Raw genomic sequence first — 19,963 nt, 5'->3', positions numbered from 1 at the left:
GTACACTGATGGTGACAGAAAGTAAGAAGTGTTACATAAAGCTTGGAGGGAATTCGCATGAAAGATTTAAAGTTGGGGAATAAATCAAAGCAAAGGTTGACGACCTTGGTGGTTTTGGGGGCGATCGCTGGTATGGGGTACCAAGTTGATACGGCCTATGCGGATACGTCAGCGGACAATGATGCCGCTACGCCAAAGACCGAAACTAAGGCGCCGGTGGCTAATGACACAACCAGTCAAAAGGTGACATTGACTAATGAGACCAAGCCGGAGACAACCACCGACCATGAACAGTCGGACGATCAAACCGGTGCGGGCACGGCTGATAAGCTAACTAATCAGCCAACGACCGCGACCAAACCCGTTACCAAACCAACGACACCAGCGGCAGTTGGAGAAAAGTCCAAGCAGGTTACAGGTGATGATCCAGCAAGTACGCCGAAAAATGGTGCGCTAGAAGACGCTGATAAGCCGGCCGGCGCGCCGATCAATCAGCCAACGACTACGACCACGTCCAAGGTGTCTCAACGTTTGGCTGGCGCGGGGACAGTTGGGATTAAGCGATTAGCCAACACCCCCAACTTATCCAAGCTCATGTTTCGTTCAGTGACCCCGATCGTTGAGGACGCCGACGTGACAACGCCAACGATTGTGAGATCAGGAACGTTTGGGACGAGTCCCTGGACACTCGATAGCGATGGGGTCATGACCTTCTCTGCGGGAACTTTTGGTCAACGGACGAGCCCAGCATTCTTTAACACTGACGTCACTAAGATTGTCTTTGCGGGTCCCGTGGTGCTAAATGCCAACTCCAGTATGGCCTTTGAGGGAAGCACTAATTTAACGGCAATTGAAGGCTTAGAAAATGTTGATGCCAGTCAGGTTGTGAACATGAATCAGATGTTCCAGCAAAGTGGCCTGACTAGCCTTGATCTCAGTAGTTGGGATCTGAGTCACGTCACGGATATGAGCGATGCCTTTTCTTATGACCGTGCCTTGACGAGCTTGAAATTGGGGAAGACGACGGGAGCTGTCACGAGTATGGAAGAGATGTTAGTGGGAGATTCTGCGCTGACAGCAGTCGATGCTGCCGATTGGAATACCAGCAGTCTCCAGGACCCAGAGTCTCTTTTCCAAGGGGATGCGGGCCTGACCAGCTTGGATTTGAGTGGCTGGGATACGAGTCACGTCACTTCCCTGAGTAATGTATTTCATGGTCTAAGTAATCTGACCAGTTTGAACGTATCGAATTGGGATACCAGTCACGTGATGAATTTCGTGCAGACTTTTCAGGATGTGAAGAACCTGCCAACGCTTGATGTCAGCAACTGGAATGTTTCCAGCGGCAGGCAATTTGCGGAAATGTTTCGTGGTGACTCGGCTTTGACCGGACTGGACCTGAGTCACTGGCAGACGGGGGCAATTGCGTACATGGATTACATGTTTGCCAACGATAGTCGTTTAACGAAGCTAGACCTGTCTGGATTTAACCTTGCGGCCGGTGATGTTGGGGACTCCCTGGATCAGGCATTAGCTGGCACCAACAGCCTCAAGGAATTGACCTTGAGTAAAAACATGATCTTAGGTGATACCGCCAATGGCAATGCCGAACTTCCCGAGATTGCGAAGACCGATGCCTACACGGGGCTCTGGCAAGCAGTCGGGACCGGTACCGTGGCGAAACCCAATGGGGCCACTTACACGAGTGCGCAGTTGAACACGGGGTACGATGGCGCCACGATGGCCGATACCTACGTCTGGCAGCCAATTGCCAAGACGGATCCTAGCAATCCTGGTTCGGGGACGGATACGGGCAACACCACTACCCCAACCAATCCGGATACCGATTCAAACACGGGCACAGACACGGATACGAATACCACGACTGATAGTGGCACGGGCGATACCGTAACCGGTGGGGATGCCAATGCAATTGTCAAAAAGGATCAGACAAAGAAGAAGCAGGCATCTACGCCTAAAAAGGTCGCGAAGCAAACGCGTAAATCAGCAACGCCTCAACAGGCCGTAGCGGTTGGGGGGACCTCTAAAGCGCAATCTCAGACACTTTCACTGGGACACGCGGCCGCGACCGTTCAGCCACAGGGCCATCAGGAGGCCACTAAATCACCAGCAAACCGGTCGATGACAACCACGCCGCGGCAGTCAAAGACCGCGACGCAGCTTCCACAGACCAATGAGCAACAGAGCTGGGCAGCCGTCGTCGCTGGTGCCGTTGGCCTAGCCTTATTAGGCCTGAACTGGTTCAAACGGCAGGATTAAATGAAATGGTAGGTCACAGGGAACACGGAGAATCGTCGGCTTTGAAGGCGATTCTTCTTTTTTGATTTTATATCGTCTTTTACAGTAATATACGGAGATTTATGTGGGAAATTAATCAAAAGAATAACTTTTGATGCTGTTAGGTAATTGAGCCGATTCTTCTGATATCAAGGCTTTTATATGAATACAGTAATTTAACTTATTTAAATAATTGTATATAGTTGAATGTGTTTACTTTTGTGGACCGGTCTGGTAAGCTCAAATCAATAGACACGGCTAGGGTAATTGGGCTGATTTTTCGGGGAGGTTTTGGAGAAGCTATGGCCACCACTATCACAGATTTTGCGTCGGCAGTGACCACTTTAGGACAACACTTACAACTGCGTCGACAGGCGTTAGGCTTGTCTCAACAAGCGTTGGCAGCAGGAATTTGCGCGCAGTCGCTGGTTGATCGCATTGAACAGGGGCAGGACGTCCCCAATGCCGTCCTGTTGGCGCAACTGTGCGAGCGGCTAAACTTACCGCTGGTGTGTGCCCTTAAGGAAAATTACCCGATTCGGCGATTGCCCACGTTTAGTCGCCGGGTGCACCATCTCTATAACCGGCAGCGGTTCGCGGATTTAGTGGCCTACATGGATAATCCAGAACGGTTGCGCGTCTTAAAGACGGATGAGGATTTAAAAACATACTATTACTACTATGGCTGCGCCACCTATCAGGCGACTCACGATGCGGTAGCGGCGTTGCGGAGCGTCCATACCGCCTTGACCATGATGATGCCCCAGCGTCCGCTGCGTTACCGCACGTTAGAGGTGTTATTGATAGCCATGGAAAATGACATTGGCGTGGCGCTGACACCACGGGCCAACTTTGCGGGATTCGAACGTGCCGTGCGGATTATCCGGGAAGACCGTCTGGTAGATGTGAGTGAGAACCTCTGTGTGATTTTTTATCAATATGCGCGGGCCTGTCTGCACTTGGGGTATCCCGAGCGGGCCTTGCCGATCCTGCTAGAGGGGATTGACTGGGCGGTCGCGCATCAGTCACATTATCTATTGGCGGATGACTATTACTTATTGGCACAAATTTACGCGGGTTTGCAGCAGCCAACCGTTTCACCGGCGGCTCGTCAAACTGCGGTCGCACTGGCGGAAACTTTCAAACAAGTCGTTTATCAGGGGGAGTAGCGAATGATGAGTGAATGGGCAGCAATTCAAGAAACCTTGTTTTTGATGCATGATGGCCTGTTAGTGGATGCCTTGGAACGTGAGGCCAAGGATGAGGCGGAGACGGCGGTTAAGACCGCGCAGAACACGAAATAGCGGCACGCGTTCAGGGAAACCTGGGCGCGTGTTTTTAACGCTTGAGGAACAGAGCTGCTCATTTTTTGAATTAATTTTGGAAAATAAAAAATATTTGGCTCGTTTTTACGGAGTTAAGTAGTGTAGCGTAAGGCAGCACCCGTCGGTCGGCCCCGATTTGCTTAACCAAATGATTTATGCTATACTACTAGCTTGTGAGTATCTGGCTTTCGCTAGAGTCTCTCCTTGCTCCCGCATTGCAGTGGGGGCCTGAAGTCCATAAGGAGGTGTAACATTCATGGAAACTACTAAATACGAAATTACCTACATCATTCGTCCAGATCTTGACGATGCCGCAAAGACCGCTTTGGTTGAACGCTTCGACAAGCTGCTTACGGATAACGGTGCCAACATCCTTGACTCAAAGGATTGGTCCAAGCGTCGTTTTGCTTACGAAATTGGCGGTTTTAACGAAGGTATCTACCACGTTATTACTTTAAACGCTGATGACGATGCAGCATTGAACGAATTTGACCGTTTAGCTAAGATCAATGACAGTATCTTACGTCACATGATCGTTAAGCGCGAAGACTAATTTGACTTTAAACTTATATATTTGAGAGGAGTTATTCAGCAATGATCAACCGAGTAGTACTAACTGGCCGACTGACACGGGATGTTGACTTACGATACACCCAAGGCGGTGCTGCTGTTGCCACGTTTACCTTGGCCGTTGATCGGCGGTTCACCAACAAATCTGGTGAACGGGAAGCTGATTTCGTCAGTTGCGTCATCTGGCGCAAGTCCGCGGAAAACTTTGCGAACTTCTTCCACAAGGGTTCCCTTGTTGGAATTGAAGGTCGGATCCAGACCCGGAACTACGAAAATCAACAGGGCCAACGAGTTTATGTCACCGAAGTTGTTGTCGAGGACTTTTCATTCCTCGAACCACGTTCTCGAAACGCGAATAACAATGGCGGTAACGCAAATTACGGCGGTAACCCAGCGAATAATGCTCCTCAATCTAATCAGAATCAAAATGACAATCCATTTACGAGTGGCAACCCGTCTCAGGGCGCCCCTTCGCAAAACACGAATCCCGCACCTAGTAACAACGGCAACAACGCTGGGAACAACTCAGCTGATCCGTTTGCGAACACCGGCGATTCAATTGACATTTCCGATGATGATTTACCGTTCTAAACACTAAAATACGAGGAGGGAATTTCTCATGGCAGGACAACGTCGTGGCGGCCGTCGCCGTCGTAAGGTTGACTTTATTGCAGCCAACCACATCGAATACATTGATTACAAGGATACTGACTTATTACGTCGGTTCATCTCCGAACGGGGTAAGATTTTACCACGTCGAGTAACTGGTACTAGTGCCAAAAACCAACGTAAGTTAACTATTGCTATCAAGCGTTCACGGATCATGGGCTTAATGCCATTCGTTAGCGAAGAGTAGTCGATTAAGAACTAACACTCTGGTGTTGGTTCTTTTTTTTGCCAAAATTAAGAGGGGTCTGTCGTAGAGAAAATGCGACGGACCCCTTTAAGCTACAATTTGTTGCGAAAATGGCGCGGTGACAGGCCAAATTCCTTTTTGAATACCCGTGAGAAGTAGTAACTGTCCGTGTAACCCAGCCGTTGGGCAACCTGTTGGATGGGCACGTTGGTGTATTGCAGATAGTGGCTGGCTCGTTTCATCTTAATGGTCGTGATGAAGGCGATCACACTGGAGTTGACGACCTCCTTGAATTTTCGGCTGAGGTAGCTGGTCGAGATGCCCAAGTGATCCGCCACGTCCGCCAGCTTGATCGGCTCGTCAATGTGCTGATAAATGTAATGAATCGCCGCGTCCACGTAGCTGCCGCCGTGGGTGCTGGTCTGCTGATCCGTGTCGCCGAGGGCCAGGGTAGCGAGCATGACCCCGAGCACCTGCGAGACGTAAAAGACACTGTTGTAGGTGAAGCCCGGCAGAAAGGACTTAATCATTTGCCAGAACTGTCGCATGGTGGCGTTGACCTGCTCACTGGAGAGCTGCTCGATGAAGTGGGCTTTGTTGGGGGAGACGTTGACGTATTCATCCGCGAGTTGGCCGCGAAAATGCAGCCAATAGATATCCCACGGGTCGTCCTGTGAAGCGTAGTAGGTGTGTTTGATCCCCGGAGGCATGATGATCAGGGAATATTGGTGAAGGTGATAGGTGGCGTCACCAACCTTCACGGTGCCCGCGCCGCCCGTACAGAAGATGATGATCCAACCGGCCGACCCCTGTTCACGGTTAACGTAGTGGTATTGGGCGTTGGGGAAAAATCCCAGATCGGTCACGTAAAGGTTCGCAATAATCGGGGAAAAGATGTAGTCCTGCAAGACGTCCTTGGGCAGGACAAACAAATATTCATTATCAAAGTCCTGTAGTCGCCGCACGTCCGCCATCCTCCTTCGCTAGAGCCATATAAGCTTAAGACCATCAACTACCTTAGAGTATACAGGTTGAAACGCGGATAATCCATCTTTCCGTTCTGTTTATGCATTCAAAGAAAGCGCTTTCCATATTATGGTTAAGGCAGCTTGAGGAAAGGAACGATCGTGGATGTTAAATACAATTACGGGTGTTTCACTGACAGAGACTGAACTGACGATTCCAACTTATCAGACGGGACAGCCAGAGAAGAATCCCATGTTTTTGGAAAAGCGGGTTTATCAAGGCAGTAGTGGGAAGGTCTATCCCTTCCCCGTTACCGAACGCATTTTTAATGAGAAGCAGGATCACACGTATCAGGCCATTATTCTAGAAAATCAATACTTGCAGGTGACCTTTCTACCGGAACTGGGTGGCCGGATCTACCGGGCACTCGACAAGACCAACAACTATGACTTCGTTTACTACAATCACGTGATTAAACCGGCGTTGGTGGGGCTGACGGGCTCCTGGATCTCCGGTGGGATTGAGTTTAACTGGCCGCAACATCACCGCCCAGACACCTTCTTGCCCATCGAATATCAGTTGGAAAACCATGATGATGGGTCTAAAACGTTGTGGATGAGTGACATTGACCGGATGTACGGCACCAAGATTTCGGTCGGATTCACGATGTACGCCGACAAATCCTACCTGGAACTCAACGAGCACTTCAAGAACCCCACGGATCTACCGCAGACCTTCCTGTGGTGGGCCAATCCGGCGGTTCCCGTTAATGATCACACGCAGTCCATCTTCCCACCCGATGTTAACGCGGTGTTTGACCACGGGAAGCGGGCCGTCTCGACCTTCCCTATCGCGACGGGTGAATATTACAAGGTCGATTACTCCGCTGGCGTGGATATTTCGCGGTATAAGAACGTGCCGGTGCCAACCTCCTACATGGCGGCGCACTCGGAATACGACTTCTTGGGGAACTACGATCACCAGAAGAACGCCGGCTTGCTCCACGTGGCCGATCACCACACTTCGCCGGGGAAGAAGCAGTGGACCTGGGGGAACGGGGACTTTGGAAAATCCTGGGATCACCAATTGACCGACAATGACGGCCCCTACATTGAGCTCATGGTCGGGACGTTTACCGACAACCAACCCGACTTCACCTGGCTACAGCCGCACGAAGAAAAGTCATCGACGGAATACTTCATGCCTTACAAGAACGTCGGGGCCGTGAAGAACGCCACGATTGATGCCGCCGTTAACCTGGAACGGGAGGACGATGAACTGCGGGTTAAAGCCTATGCGACGGCCGTCTTCAAGGATGCCCATATTAAACTGTTACACAACGGCGAGGTGCTTGCCGATGAAGTCCAGACACTGAGTCCGACCGAAACGTTTGCTAAGACCTACGCCAATCCGGCGGGGGCCGATCACGACTTCCGCCTTGAAGTGACGACGGCTAGTGGGCGCGTGCTGGTCAGCTATCAACCCGCCAAGGACGAGGTTGAACAGATTCCGGACGCGGCTAAGGAAATTGCCGCACCAGAGAAACTCCAAACCAACGATGAACTTTACTTAGCCGGCCAACACCTGGAACAATACCGGCACGCCACTTACCGGCCAATCGACTACTACTTAGAAGGGTTAAAACGCGATCCCGGTGATTACCGAATCAATGACGCTTACGGCCTGCTCCTGTATCGGCGCGGGCAATTTGCGGAAAGCCAACCCTACTTTGAAAAGGCCATCAAGCGCCAAACGGCCCACAATACCAATCCAGTCAGTGGGGCCGCGCACTATCACTTGGGCCTGAGTCTACGGATGCAGGGGAAGGACCACGCGGCGTACGATCACTTCTTCAAGGCGACCTGGTCGCATGAGACGCAGGCGGTGGCCTTCCTGGCCTTGGCCCAATTTAAGACCAGTCAGGGTGACCTGCAGGCGGCGCTGAAATTTGTCAATCAGGCGCTGATTACCAGTGCGCACGACATGGGGGCCCGCGCGTTAAAGGTTAGTCTGTTACGGCAGCTTAACCGAACGGACGATGCCCGGCGCTTAGTGGCGGAGAACACGCGCTTAGACCACATCGACTTGGCCAACCGCTACGAGGCCTACCGCTTGGATACGAACGACACAACGACAGCCCAATTGGCGGCCGCACTCAATAGTAAACTCAATAACTATTTGGCCTTGGCCGAACCTTATATGCGCAGTGGTGCCTATGCCGATGCGTTGGCGATCATCAGCCACTACTCCGGCACGCATCCCCTAAAGAGCTACTATCAGGCCTACTTAGCGGCTAAATTGGGTCGGCCAACGGACGCTGCCGAATACGCCGCAGCGGGGGCCCAAGCCTCGCCGGATTACGTCTTCCCGAACCGGTTGGGTGACGTGCTCGTACTCCAGTACATCTGTGCGACCTATCCCGATGACGGGTTAGCGGCCTACTACCTGGGCAACTTCTTCTATGACCGGCAAGTCTACGCGACCGCAACGCAACTGTGGGAACACTGTACGCAGGTTACGCCGGACTACGCGATGGCGCACCGGAACCTGTCGATTGCCTACTTTAACCGCCAACACGATCCCGACAAGGCCCTGACCGAACTGACCACGGCGTTCAGACTTGATCCGCAGAACAGTCGCTTGGTCTTCGAGCTGGCGACCCTGCACGAGAAGTTAAACGCACCACTGGCTGATCGGCTGAAGTTCCTGGAAGATCATTTCGACCTGGTCAAGCAACGGGATGACAGCTACGTCTTACTGGTGACGTTACTCAATGAGACGGGGCGTTATCAGGAAGCCTACGATGATATCATGGCACACATCTTCCATCCTTGGGAGGGTGGCGAAGGCAAGGTCAGCACGCAGTATGAATACGCGTTGGTTGAGCTGGCCAAGCAGGACTTGAAACAGCAGGTTCCGGACGCCGCCATCGACAAACTGAAACAAGCGCTGGTTTATCCCCGGAGCTTGGGTGAAGGTAAGTTGCCGATTGCCGTGAACAATGTCATCGACTTTTACCTGGGGCTGGCCTATCGCGCTAAGGGAGACGAAACGCAGGCCCAGGCGCACTTTGCGGCCGCAACGAAGGGTCTGAGCGAACCGACCGATATGATGTACTACAACGACCAACCCGCCGATACCATCTTCTATCAGGCCTTAGCGGATGAACAGTTGGGTCGCAAAGATGCCGCTAAGGCGCGGTATTACAAGCTAATTAACTTCGGTGAGCAGCACCTCTTTAATCACTTCAAATTGGATTACTTCGCGGTTTCGTTGCCAGATGCGTTGCTATTTGACGATGACTATCAAGCCAAGAATTCCGTTCACTGTGATTACCTGATGGCACTGGGCTACCTGGGCTTGAACCAGACGGCCAAGGCGCAGACCTTCTTTGACCGGGCCTTAGCCATCAATAATCACCACCAAGGGGTTCTGCGGCACGCCAACTTTGTGAAACCCGAGGTCTAGGCCATGGATATTACGGTAACGAAATACGACCATCAGGCCGGTAAAGACTACTGTGAACTGACACTGACCAATGATCAGGGAATGCAGGTGAAGTTACTGAACTACGGCGCAACCTTGGAGAAGATCTTGTTGCCCAGCGATCAAGGTCTGGAGAATGTCATTCTGTCGTTGGCCACGCCGGCCGATTATGCACGGGAACGCAATTTTCTGGGCGGTACGGTTGGCCGTATCGTCGGCCGCGTGCGGCGCGGCCAGTGGCAGCTGGGCGAACGCCGATTACAGCTTCCTTTGAATGACGGCAAGAATCACGCCCACGGGGGTCAGGGAACGGATACGCAGGTCTTTAGCTTTCAACCGGAAATCGGTGACCGCAGTGTGCGGGTCACCTTTACGCTGGTCGATCCAGATGGGGCCAACGGTTATCCGGGCAACCTGAAGCTGCGGGTGACCTACGAACTAGACAACCAGAATCAGTTAACCTACCGCATTCAGGCGGTTACGGATCAGATGACGGTCTTCAACCCGACCAATCACGTTTACTTTAATCTGGATGGTCCGGAAACGACCGTGAAGGAACAGCATTTGAAGCTGGCCAGTGACTATTACCTGCCCCTCGACGCGGAAAGTCTGCCTTACCGAGGCCGTGCGGCGGTTGCGGGGACGGTGTTTGATTTTCGCCGCGGGCAACGGCTCGGTAACGTCCTGGACGGAAATGATCCGGAAATTCGCGCGGAACGGGGGTTGAACCATCCCTTTATGCTCAGTGGTCGGGCGCCCGCGGTCACGCTGACGTCGCCCCTGAAGAACCGGGTGATGCAGCTGCGCACGACGGCCCCGGCCGTGGTGGTCTACACGGCCAACCACTTTGCCCATACACCGGGAGTGACGCGCCAGATTGGCCAGTACGCCGGTGTGGCGTTCGAGGCACAGGTGGCGCCCCAGGAGAGCAGCGACCTGACGCCGTTGATTCTGATGCCTAACGAGCACTTTGTCCGTCAGACCAGTTGGCACTTCGATTTCTAGGCTGGGCAAGTCCACATCATGGATTGGAGAAATAAAAAATGAAAAAGAAAAAGATAAGTTCCTACGTGATCTTAATTTCTTGTGCGGCGGCGTTAGGCGGTCTGTTATTCGGGTACGATACCGCCGTGATCTCCGGAGCCGTGGGGTTTCTACAGATCAAGTTCGCGCTCAGCAGTGCGGCGGTTGGCTGGGTCACCTCGTGTATCCTAATTGGCTGTGCCATTGGAGTCACGATTGCCGGGGTCTTGAGTGACAAATTTGGTCGGAAAAAGATCCTGGTGCTGTCCGCCATCATCTTCGCCGGTTCCTCACTAGGTGCCGGTCTGGCGGGGAGTTATACCACGCTCGTCATTTGGCGGATTCTAGCCGGAATTGGCATTGGGTTAACGTCTCTGATTACGCCACTGTACATTGCCGAAATGGCGCCCGCGGATGTCCGTGGGAAGCTGGTTACGGTGAACCAACTGGCGATTACCATTGGGATCTTCGTGGTCTACTTCGTCAACGCCGCCATTGTTTCTGGGTCAACCCAGGCGTGGAACGTGTCCACTGGGTGGCGCTGGATGATGGGCGTTGGGGTCCTGCCTTCCGTTCTGTTCCTGTTGGCCTTAATTCCCGCCGGTGAGAGTCCGCGGTGGCTGCAACAACATGGTCACAAGGACGCGGCGCTCGCTGTTCTGAAGCGCGTTGAGGGGGATGACACCGCAGCGCAAACCCAATTAGACGACATCGTGGCCTCCGAAAAGATTGTGGACGATACCTCCTTCCGCGACCTGTTCAGTAAGACGTGGTTACCCGTCTTGATGATCGGGGTATTGCTGGCCATCTTCCAGCAATTTTCCGGAAGTAACGCCATCATGTACTATGCGCCGGAAATCTTTAAGGGTGCCGGCTTCGGTCAAAACGGGGCCTTCATGGCCACCGTCTCGATTGGGGTTATCAACATGGTCATCACGGTAGTTTCCCTGGGATTAGTCGACAAGGTTGGTCGAAAAGCGTTGCTAGGTTGGGGATCATTTGCCATGTCCCTGTGTCTGCTCGTGGTGGCAGTCTGCTTCTTCATACAGGCACCGGGCGCCGTGACGCTGACCTTCATCCTGTTAGCGATCGCCTCTTATGCCATTTCCCTGGCACCGGTGACCTGGATCATGCTTTCCGAAATCTTCCCATCGAAGATCCGTGGGCGGGCCATGTCCATCTGTACCCTGATTCTCTGGCTGAGTGACTTTACCCTGAGCTACACCTTCCCAATTCTGACTAAGAATATTGGGGAAGGCTGGACCTTCATGCTCTACGTGGCGGTGACCATGATTGCGGCCATCTTCATCTGGCGGAAGGTGCCGGAAACCAAAGGGAAGTCTCTGGAAGAGATCGAAATGTACTGGCGTCAAAAGAGTGAAGGATCTGTCGAAACGGCTAAGGAGTAAGGCATGTTGTAGCCGTGGTTAGAAATTAGCGAATTGGGAGCGTGTTTGGACGACCGTTATGGAAGTTCGGACATGCTCTTTTGCTGGTTTAGAAGTGAAATAAAAGGGCGGTGACCGTGTCTTTAAGGGTTCATTCGGGTGAGCTAGTTGTGATAACTTGGCGAAACTGAGGAAGTTCTCCTCAGTTTAACGGAATATGAAATAATGTCAAACGGTAAACCGTTAATATAAAGAAATAAATTTTAGGGAACTGATTACCGAAATATAAAACCGAAAGCCACAAAAGCAATGCCCACGCACCAGGGGTCGGATCCCGTGCGTGGGCATTGCTTTTTAAGTATGGTTAAAATTCCCGGTGACCACCCAGGTAGACCTGCTTGTCGGCCTGAACCACGGCGGCGGTATCGGTGAGGGGATCGGCTTTGAGAACCTGGAAATCGGCGAATTTACCGACCTCAAGCGTCCCGTATTCCTGGTCCACGCCCATCAGTGCGGCGGAATTTAAGGTCGAACACTGGTAGGCCTGGGCCGGGGTCATGCCCAGTTTGGTCAGGAGGCCAAACTCATTCGGCGTCAGATCAAAGCCGTTGAAGGGTGTTCCGGCATCGGTCCCACAGGTGAACTTTACGCCCAGCTTGAAGGCACGGCGCATGTTGACGTAGGTGTCATCTAGGGCATCGGCGGCCTTCTTGACCTCCCAGTCAGGAAGCACACCGTGACCCTGTTCGGGGATGACCCATTCGGCGATCAACGTTGGTGTGAGGTAGGTGCCCTGTTTCACCATCTGCTTGGCCTCATCCTCGGTGACGTAAAAGCCGTGTTCTACGGAATCGACACCGGCATCGAGGGCGTTTTGGATGCCCGGGTTGCCCTCAGCATGGGCCGCCACCACGCGACGCTTGTGATGGGCCTCTTCAACGGCGACGTGCATTTCCGCCACGGAGAGCTGGGCGTCTTCCATGAAATCATTGGGCGTCATGACGCCCCCGGTTGCCATGACCTTGATGCTTTCGGCGCCATTCTTAAAGGCGGTTCGCACGGCCTTACGCATTTCATCGGGGGAGTCGACGGCGTGCCCGCCGTGAGGAGAGTCCCCGTGGCCCCCGGTCATGGAAAAGGCCCTGCCGGAGGTTAACATGTGGGGCGTGTGGGGGAGCTGCCCGGCTCGTTGTAGTTTCTTGAGTTTCACGTCGGCGTCGTAGTCGGTCCCACAGCCGCGGACGTAGGTAACCCCGGACTTGAGTAGGGTTTGCAGATTGGTAAAAGCCAGGACGCCCGCTTCAGCCTCGGCGTGTTCTTTGCCCTGAAGTGCCTGGGTGTCGGCCGTCACGTGAACGTGGACGTTCATGAATCCGGGCATGACGTATTGGCCCTTGAGGTCGACACGGGTGTCGGCGGTTGCGGGCGTGCCCTGCCCACGGTCGATCAATTTGCCGGAAGCGTCATCGACGGTGAACCAGGCATCGGCTTGATTCTGGTCGTTGGTACCATCGAATAAGGTGAAATTAAAGAAAGTGGTTTTGGTCATAAAAATACCTCCTGAATGGGTGTGATTTTTGGTTATGTGTCGTTAAGCTAGAAATCATTTGATAATGGCTCTTCTGATGAAACGCCGCACAGGCAGCGCCTCGACCGGAATACAGTCACCGGGAGAAACATTTGAGGATGTCGGCGGGTGATCGTGAAGCGGCGAGGTGAGCACGGGCGGCTTGGATGGTTCATGGGAAAAGGTGTCATTGCGTTAGAGAATTGGGGAATCACCTTCTGTGGTGGCGCGAGAACTTGAAGTGAATTTTGGCTCGGGGTGTTAGGTAGTCTCTTGCCGTTATATCCGGAAACATGCGGCTTCTGAAACGTGCTCCGGTAGCCAGATTACTGCGCTTAACTCCATTAAGCACCGGCTCGGTTCTGAGTTTTAACACATCTTCTGACTTAGTACGTTAGTCTTTCTCTCGCCGTCATATCCGGAAATATGCGGCTTTCGAAACGTGCGCCACAAGGCAGATCCCCGCGCTTAGCAAGTTAAGTGACTCCTGCCGGATGTGGCGTGATTGTTGCAATATTTGTTTAAGGCATTAGTCTTTCTCTCGCCGTTATATCCGGAAATATGCGGCTTCTGAAACGTGCTCCGCTAGCCAGATTCCTGCGCTTAACCCCATTAAGCACCGGCTCGGTTCCACCGAGCGGGCACTTAATGACGTTAATGCTCAGAATCTAACCGGCTAGCTCCGCACTCTATTTCCAGTACCCATACTTATACTGTGCCGCGTGCAGCAGCGTATCCTTTAAGCCGCCGACGTCCTTGCTGACCAGCTTGGCTTGGGATGGCTGGTACAGGGGGATGTAGCCCTTGACCGCCATGAGGCGTTGGTTGGCGTCCATCAGGGTGTTGTAACGGGTCAGTCCGGTCTGGGTGCCAGCCTTGGTGAGGAGTGTGTTGAAGGTGTCGTCATTCCAACCGGTGAAGTTAACCGTGTTGCCCTTGGCGGCGAGGTTCAAGAAGTCCGAGGCGTCCAGCAGGTTGGTGGACCAGCCGGTTAAGTTGAGTTCAAAGGTGCCGGCAAAGTCGCGGGCGACATGTTGGGCGTGGGGGATCGACGTGGTGGTAACCGTCAGTCCCTTGAAGTTCTTTTCCATCACGGATTGAAGGTAGGCGCCGACGTGTTTGTCATCGTCGGTGTCATCGGTCAGTAAGTTTAGGGTGACCTTGGTCTTACCGGTGGCTTTTAAATACTTGGCCCAGTAGGTTTTGGCCTTGGCGACGTCGGTCGGTAAGAGGTTCCCCAATTGGGTCGCCATGTCTTCGCCGGTCTTCGGGTTGGCCTGATCCCCACGAGGAACCGCATTGAGCGCGGGCTTGGAGCCATCCTGGAGGACCTTGCTGGTGAGCGTTTCCCGATTGGTGACGTAGGAGATAGCCTGCCGGAGATCCTCGGAATTGGTGGCCGTCTTCTGACTGTTCACGTAGAGGTACTGGAGCCGCCCCTGCAAGGTTTTGTGGAGCTCCTGATTGTTGGCGTTGGCGCGGACGTACTGGCCACTGACGGTGGTTTCCTGGATCTTACCGCTCTTGAAGAGGTTGGCGGCCGTGCTGTCATCCTTGGTCACGTTGACCTTCACCTGCTTGATCTTCACGTGCTTGGCGTTCCAATAGTGGGGGTTCTTAACGTAGGTCCATGAGGAATTACTGCCCGTCCAACCGACGAGCTTGTAGGCACCGTTACTCATGGTCTTAGTGGCGTTGGTCCCGTATTTCTGGCCGTATTTCTTCACGGTCGCGGTGTTTAACGGATAGTAGTCGGAAACGAGGTCGTCGAAGTAGGGCACGGCCTGACTCAGTGTGATCTGAAGCTTGGTTGTGCTGAGGGCTTTGACACCGAGGGTGGACGGGGCGGCCTTACCATTCTGGATGGCGGCGTAGCCCTTGATGGCGGAAAGCTTATTGGCGTATTGTGCCTTGGTCTTGGGATCGACCCAGCGGCGCAGGGACGTGACGAAATCTTGAGCGGTGACGGCCTGACCATTCGCCCATTTGGCATTCTGCCGGAGGTTAAAGGTGTAGGTCTTACCGTTGTTGGTGGGCTTAACCAGCTTCGTGGCGACACCGGCAACGATCTTGCCGTTCTGGTCATAGGTGTAAAGGCCCTCCATGGTTTGGGCGATCACGCTGCCGCTGTTGGTGTCGGTCGATTTGTTGGGATCGGCCGTGGCCGGTTCGCTGGGCAGGGTGACGTTGAGGGTACGATTCTTAGTGGTGTTACCGGCAGCGCTGCCGCAGCCACTCAGGGTGACGAGTAAGAGTAGGACTAACGGCGCGGTTAAAGCAAGATGTTTCATAGAAAAACCTCCTAGACTATCAATTGATTAGATGACCGCTGAAACGAAAAAAAGCGCCCTTACGGAAAAAACTCTCCGTAAGGGCGCAGTCTGCACGGTACCACCTTATTTTTGCTACTCAAAAAGTAGCACTATCCATGAACGGCGAGCTTCCTAGAGGCACGTTCCCAGAGTCTAGGATCTACTGGGAAATCGAACCACACTCGCGATTCACTGCATTGATAACGGTTGCTACCGGTATAGACTTACTTTAATTTCAGCAAACAGCTCCGAAGGGATGTTCGCGCTGGCGACCTTGACCCGCTTGCACTAAACCGGGTTCGCTAACAAGGGATAGCCTGCGCTACTGGACTTCATCATCACTTTTTAATTTTCTAATCAATTGTTAATAATTGCTAGTTTAGCACGGAAAATAGGAAAGTCAACGCGAAATTTTAAAAAGTGGCGAACGGGTGGCCGACTGGGGGATGCGGGAATCGCAGGATTCTCGTGCGTTCCGTGGCCATTGGTGTCCCGGAAAATAAAAAAATTACCACCCGCAAAAAAGCGAGTGGTGACGAGGTGTTTCGTTTAAGAATTGGCGATGACGAGTTTCTTATTGGCGGTAATGTAGTGGCCGTTGGCGTCACGGGGGAGGTGCCGGCGACCTTGGTATTCACCTTTGACAGGTCGACGCTGACACTGTAGGTCATTGGTGCACCATCTGCACGAGCAGTTGTTGAATTTGTTGAAATCATTCTCTTATACATCATCTAAGGACCTTCTCGGGTCGCTAAAACAGCGGTCACGGATGTTTCACATGAAACATTTAGTCTGCTGGGAAACACTTCGAAGCGTTTCTTCAATACGGGACGCTTCACGGATAAATGCGGCAGGTCGTGGATACTGTCCGTGAGGTTATGATGCCAAAATAAAAATGGTCGCCATTGAAAAACGGCAACCATTTTAAGTCTTACCACACGAACAGGCCGACGATACCGGCTGATAGCAGGGATACCAGAATCCCCGACAGCAGCATGTAGCCCACGTTTTTGGCAATTAGATCATTCTTTTCTTTATCGACGAGGCCCTTGAAGGCCCCAATAATCATCCCCGTCGTCCCGAAATTGGCAAACGACGTCAGGAAGACCGTCAGTACGGCCCGCAAGTGGGGGGTGTAGCCGTTAATCACGCTACCGGCCACCTTACCCATAACCACGAATTCATTGGTGACCAGCTTGAGTCCCATGTCTTGGGACAGGAGCCAGGCTTGGTGAACCGGGAATCCCAGCAACCAGGCAAACGGAAACATGATAACGCCTAGGATACTTTCGAGTGAGAGGGGCTTCCAGATCAGGGCCAGCAGCTTGTCGGCCAGTGCGGCGAGGGCCACGAAGGCGATGACGTTGGCAACGATAATTAACGTCAACCGTCCGGCCGTGAGAATCGAGTCTCCCAGAAATGAGAAGAACGGTTCGCGTTTGCCGTCGCTGTCCTGGCCCTCGGCGCCAACCTTGGCGATCGTGTCCTCTGCGGGGGCGACCTGAACGGGGTTCAACAGGTTGGTCACAATGATGGCGTTAATCACGTTGATGGGCACGGCGGTCAGGACAAACTGGCCGGGGACCATCTGCGTGTAAGCGCCCAGGATGGAGGCGGTGACGCAGCTCATGGACATCATGGCTAACGTCAGGTTGCGCTCGGCCCGCATTTGTCGTAGCTGGATTCCAGAAATTGCCAGAACTTCGGTATTCCCCAGAAACATCATTTCAACGGCAAAGAAGGACTCGAACCGGGGTTGGCCCGTGATGAAAGACAGGCCGCGGCCGATCCATTTGATAATCCAGGGCAAGACGCCAATGTAGGTCAGAATATCAAAGAGGGGCACGATCATCAAAACGGGGAGCAGCGCACTGGTAATGAAGTTCATGGAGCCGGCAGTCCCGCCAAATGCCGGGGTGACCCAGTTCGGCAGGGCGAAGACAATCCCTTGGTAGGAGACCTCCACCAGCCAGTTAAACCCATCAGCTGCGGCCTTCACGGCGTCTTGGCCGACACTAAAGCTCGTGAAGAACCAGGCGAGGACCAGGTTCAAGACCAGCATGATCCCGATGGAGCGCCAGTGAATATGGTGCTTATTTTTAGAGAACAGGAAGCCAATGGCCAGAAAGACCACCACCCCCACGGCATTAATCGCTAAGTACATGGGACATAACCTCTTTATCTTTCGTAATATTGGCACGCGTTAATGGTGGTCGTTACAGCTTGCGTCCGGCCATGATTAAAGTAGTGGCGCGCAGTTGGGGACAAAAGGGCAGTCTACCTCGAGTGGCACACTGTCCTGGCGTCTATATGATTAGTAGGTGCGGATACACTGTTCAACGAGGTCGAAGAATCCAGCTACGTCGATGCCCTTACCAACCTTGGCGTTGGCGGGTTTGCCCAAGACGGCGTTCTCGTCGCAGACCGTCCGGCCGTACGAAGGGCCGCGGTTGATGTCGACTTCCACAAACATGTCCTGCATGTCGAAGAGGTCGGGGTTAATCAGGTAACCAATCGTGGTGGCATCGTGGATGGGACCAGCGGCCAGGCCAAACTCTTCAAATTGGGTCTTCAGCGTGAAGCGTAAGAGGTCGCCGAAGAGTTTACCCGCCTTGTTGCCCACGGCCTCCATCCGTTCGATGATGTCGGGCGTGCAAATGGTTTGGTTGGTCAGATCCAACCCCATCATGACGATTGGGGCGCCGGATTTGAAGACCACGTGAGCGGCTTCGGGATCGGCAAAGATGTTAAATTCGGCGGAAGGCGTGAAGTTCCCGGTACCGTATGCCCCACCCATTAAGACAATTTCCTTAATCTTCGGAATAATCAGGGGTTCCATACGCATGGCCGTAGCAATGTTGGTCAGCGGACCAGTGGGCACCAGGGTGATGTCGCCGTCACTGGCCATGAGCGTGTCGATAATGAAACGCACGCCATTTTCCTTTTCGGCCGTCCGGTGCAGTTCTGGAAAGACGGGGCCGTCCAAGCCGGTCTTGCCGTGGACGTTACCCGCAACGACTTGTTCGCGAACCAGGGGTTGAGGCATTCCCGGGTAGATCTTGGCGTCGATGTCTAGCAGTTGGGCCACGTTGAGGCCGTTATGGACCGTCTTCTTCAAGGTCTGATTTCCGGCGACAATGGTGATGCCGAGTAGGTCGATGTCGGGATGGGCGTTCGCCATCAGCATGGCAATCGCGTCATCATGTCCTGGGTCACAGTCGAGAATAATTTTACGTTTCGTCATTTTTGTGAAACCTCCTAAGTTAGATGTAAGCCCTTACTTACTGATTGCATTATAGCGAGCCCACTGCTAAGGTAAGTATGAGATTTCTCATACTGGGAGTGACTTAATGTGCGATTGATTCAAAATGATGACTTAAAACGGCAGTTCATCGCCGAGTGGGGCTATGACCATCAGTTTTCCTTTGATGTGGTGCAGGCCGCCCAACTCTACTTGTTTCCGGCGAAAAGCATCATCGTGCGGGCACCGGATCGGCCGCGTGACCTGCTTTACCTGGTGAAGGGCAAGACCAAACTTTACGACACGCTGGCCAATGGCAAGGTGGCGTTGATCGACTTCTTTACGCCGCCCTGTTTTATTGGGGAGATGGAGCTACTTGACCCGGAGAGCCCCTCGTTCACGGTGCAGGCGATTGAGGATTGCTGGTGCCTGGCCTTGCCGATGGCGACCTATCGTGAGCAGTTGTTGCGAGACACCACCTTCTTGCGGCGGGTGTGCCAGTACCTGGGACGGAAGAACACCCGAAATATCAAGACGTTCTCGCAGAATCAAGCGTTTACCTTGTCACAGCGACTAGCTGGTTTTATCTTATTAACGGCCAATAACGATGTGTATGAAGAAAAACACACCCAGGTCGCGCAGTACCTGGGTGTGTCATATCGACATCTGTTGTATGTGTTGGCGGATTTTGTTAAACAGGGCGTTCTGGAAAAGGTCGGCCACCACTATCTGGTGCAACGCCCGGATGTGCTGGCACGATTGGCCCGTGAAGTGGATTGGGCGCCGACGACGGCTGAGCGTGAATAGGAAAAGCCCTGGGCGGTGTGCTCGGGGCTTTTAGGCGTAATGTCATATAGTTTTTAAGGATGAATATAAATGATAATTGATGGCGCTTATGCTATCATGGCTGAAAACCTCTAAGTAGGAAGGA

At 53.0% G+C, this 19,963-nt stretch carries 16 protein-coding genes and 1 other annotated feature; of the genes, 11 read left to right on the top strand and 5 right to left on the bottom strand.

The window, feature by feature from the left end; genetic code table 11:
• Positions 1-57: 57 nt before the first annotated feature.
• From FD28_RS00515 to rpsR, 6 genes are all read left to right on the top strand, one after another.
• Positions 58-2,280, top strand: a complete 2,223-nt coding sequence (locus tag FD28_RS00515; protein WP_057731450.1) for a BspA family leucine-rich repeat surface protein — start codon at positions 58-60, stop codon at positions 2,278-2,280.
• 320 nt (positions 2,281-2,600) lie between these two features.
• Positions 2,601-3,467 carry a helix-turn-helix domain-containing protein gene (locus FD28_RS00510; RefSeq protein ID WP_057731443.1) on the top strand — a complete coding sequence of 289 codons (867 nt, stop codon included), beginning with the start codon at positions 2,601-2,603 and terminating at the stop codon, positions 3,465-3,467.
• Between the two features lie 3 nt (positions 3,468-3,470).
• Positions 3,471-3,602, top strand: coding sequence for a hypothetical protein (locus tag FD28_RS13500; protein ID WP_268888924.1), 132 nt, complete (start codon positions 3,471-3,473; stop codon positions 3,600-3,602).
• Between the two features lie 277 nt (positions 3,603-3,879).
• Entirely contained in the window at positions 3,880-4,176 is a 297-nt protein-coding gene (gene rpsF, locus FD28_RS00505; RefSeq protein WP_057731439.1) for a 30S ribosomal protein S6, read from the top strand.
• Between the two features lie 41 nt (positions 4,177-4,217).
• Positions 4,218-4,784: a single-stranded DNA-binding protein gene (gene ssb, locus FD28_RS00500; protein WP_057731436.1), complete on the top strand. Its 567-nt coding sequence runs from the start codon at positions 4,218-4,220 to the stop codon at positions 4,782-4,784.
• Between the two features lie 28 nt (positions 4,785-4,812).
• Complete coding sequence (gene rpsR, locus FD28_RS00495) at positions 4,813-5,049, top strand: 30S ribosomal protein S18 (protein ID WP_011666824.1); 237 nt, start codon at positions 4,813-4,815, stop codon at positions 5,047-5,049.
• 92 nt (positions 5,050-5,141) lie between these two features.
• On the opposite strand, the gene FD28_RS00490 is transcribed toward rpsR, so the two are convergent.
• A complete protein-coding gene (locus tag FD28_RS00490) occupies positions 5,142-6,023 on the bottom strand; it encodes an AraC family transcriptional regulator (RefSeq protein WP_235806815.1) in 882 nt (293 codons plus the stop codon).
• Between the two features lie 157 nt (positions 6,024-6,180).
• On the opposite strand from FD28_RS00490, the gene FD28_RS00485 reads away from it, so the two are divergent.
• From FD28_RS00485 to FD28_RS00475, 3 genes are read left to right on the top strand one after another with little or no spacing between them, the layout of a single operon-like run.
• Complete coding sequence (locus FD28_RS00485) at positions 6,181-9,483, top strand: DUF5107 domain-containing protein (protein ID WP_057731430.1); 3,303 nt, start codon at positions 6,181-6,183, stop codon at positions 9,481-9,483.
• Positions 9,484-9,486: 3 nt separating this feature from the next.
• Positions 9,487-10,506, top strand: coding sequence for an aldose epimerase family protein (locus FD28_RS00480; RefSeq protein WP_057731428.1), 1,020 nt, complete (start codon positions 9,487-9,489; stop codon positions 10,504-10,506).
• A 38-nt stretch (positions 10,507-10,544) separates the two neighbouring features.
• Entirely contained in the window at positions 10,545-11,933 is a 1,389-nt protein-coding gene (locus FD28_RS00475; protein ID WP_057731425.1) for a sugar porter family MFS transporter, read from the top strand.
• A 343-nt stretch (positions 11,934-12,276) separates the two neighbouring features.
• Here the strand turns inward: FD28_RS00475 and FD28_RS00470 are convergent, their stop codons facing one another.
• A complete protein-coding gene (locus tag FD28_RS00470) occupies positions 12,277-13,461 on the bottom strand; it encodes a metal-dependent hydrolase family protein (protein ID WP_057731423.1) in 1,185 nt (394 codons plus the stop codon).
• A 707-nt stretch (positions 13,462-14,168) separates the two neighbouring features.
• Complete coding sequence (locus FD28_RS00465; RefSeq protein WP_057731419.1) at positions 14,169-15,770, bottom strand: peptide ABC transporter substrate-binding protein; 1,602 nt, start codon at positions 15,768-15,770, stop codon at positions 14,169-14,171.
• Positions 15,771-15,846: 76 nt separating this feature from the next.
• Positions 15,847-16,139 (bottom strand) — a binding site (T-box leader).
• Positions 16,140-16,268: 129 nt separating this feature from the next.
• On the opposite strand from FD28_RS00465, the gene FD28_RS13295 reads away from it, so the two are divergent.
• On the top strand, positions 16,269-16,457 hold the full coding sequence (locus FD28_RS13295; protein ID WP_057731417.1) for a hypothetical protein: 189 nt from the start codon (positions 16,269-16,271) through the stop codon (positions 16,455-16,457).
• A 265-nt stretch (positions 16,458-16,722) separates the two neighbouring features.
• Here the strand turns inward: FD28_RS13295 and FD28_RS00455 are convergent, their stop codons facing one another.
• Positions 16,723-17,955: a NupC/NupG family nucleoside CNT transporter gene (locus FD28_RS00455; RefSeq protein WP_057731414.1), complete on the bottom strand. Its 1,233-nt coding sequence runs from the start codon at positions 17,953-17,955 to the stop codon at positions 16,723-16,725.
• A 150-nt stretch (positions 17,956-18,105) separates the two neighbouring features.
• Complete coding sequence (gene rihB, locus FD28_RS00450; protein ID WP_057731412.1) at positions 18,106-19,035, bottom strand: ribosylpyrimidine nucleosidase; 930 nt, start codon at positions 19,033-19,035, stop codon at positions 18,106-18,108.
• Positions 19,036-19,143: 108 nt separating this feature from the next.
• Here rihB and yeiL point away from each other — a divergent pair, with 108 nt between their 5' ends.
• Complete coding sequence (gene yeiL, locus FD28_RS00445) at positions 19,144-19,839, top strand: transcriptional regulator YeiL (protein ID WP_057731409.1); 696 nt, start codon at positions 19,144-19,146, stop codon at positions 19,837-19,839.
• Positions 19,840-19,963: the final 124 nt, after the last annotated feature.

The sequence above is a fragment of the Levilactobacillus hammesii DSM 16381 genome (assembly GCF_001434395.1).
GTDB lineage: Bacteria > Bacillota > Bacilli > Lactobacillales > Lactobacillaceae > Levilactobacillus > Levilactobacillus hammesii.
This window is presented reverse-complemented; position numbering and strand designations above follow the sequence as displayed.

Bases quoted from the DNA above. Each gene is read 5' to 3' on its own strand.
- FD28_RS00515 (WP_057731450.1), top strand. From the start codon at position 58: ATGAAAGATTTAAAGTTGGGGAATAAATCAAAGCAAAGGTTGACGACC.
- FD28_RS00510 (WP_057731443.1), top strand. From the start codon at position 2,601: ATGGCCACCACTATCACAGATTTTGCGTCGGCAGTGACCACTTTAGGA.
- FD28_RS13500 (WP_268888924.1), top strand. From the start codon at position 3,471: ATGATGAGTGAATGGGCAGCAATTCAAGAAACCTTGTTTTTGATGCAT.
- rpsF (WP_057731439.1), top strand. From the start codon at position 3,880: ATGGAAACTACTAAATACGAAATTACCTACATCATTCGTCCAGATCTT.
- ssb (WP_057731436.1), top strand. From the start codon at position 4,218: ATGATCAACCGAGTAGTACTAACTGGCCGACTGACACGGGATGTTGAC.
- rpsR (WP_011666824.1), top strand. From the start codon at position 4,813: ATGGCAGGACAACGTCGTGGCGGCCGTCGCCGTCGTAAGGTTGACTTT.
- FD28_RS00490 (WP_235806815.1), bottom strand. From the start codon at position 6,023: ATGGCGGACGTGCGGCGACTACAGGACTTTGATAATGAATATTTGTTT.
- FD28_RS00485 (WP_057731430.1), top strand. From the start codon at position 6,181: ATGTTAAATACAATTACGGGTGTTTCACTGACAGAGACTGAACTGACG.
- FD28_RS00480 (WP_057731428.1), top strand. From the start codon at position 9,487: ATGGATATTACGGTAACGAAATACGACCATCAGGCCGGTAAAGACTAC.
- FD28_RS00475 (WP_057731425.1), top strand. From the start codon at position 10,545: ATGAAAAAGAAAAAGATAAGTTCCTACGTGATCTTAATTTCTTGTGCG.
- FD28_RS00470 (WP_057731423.1), bottom strand. From the start codon at position 13,461: ATGACCAAAACCACTTTCTTTAATTTCACCTTATTCGATGGTACCAAC.
- FD28_RS00465 (WP_057731419.1), bottom strand. From the start codon at position 15,770: ATGAAACATCTTGCTTTAACCGCGCCGTTAGTCCTACTCTTACTCGTC.
- FD28_RS00455 (WP_057731414.1), bottom strand. From the start codon at position 17,955: ATGTACTTAGCGATTAATGCCGTGGGGGTGGTGGTCTTTCTGGCCATT.
- rihB (WP_057731412.1), bottom strand. From the start codon at position 19,035: ATGACGAAACGTAAAATTATTCTCGACTGTGACCCAGGACATGATGAC.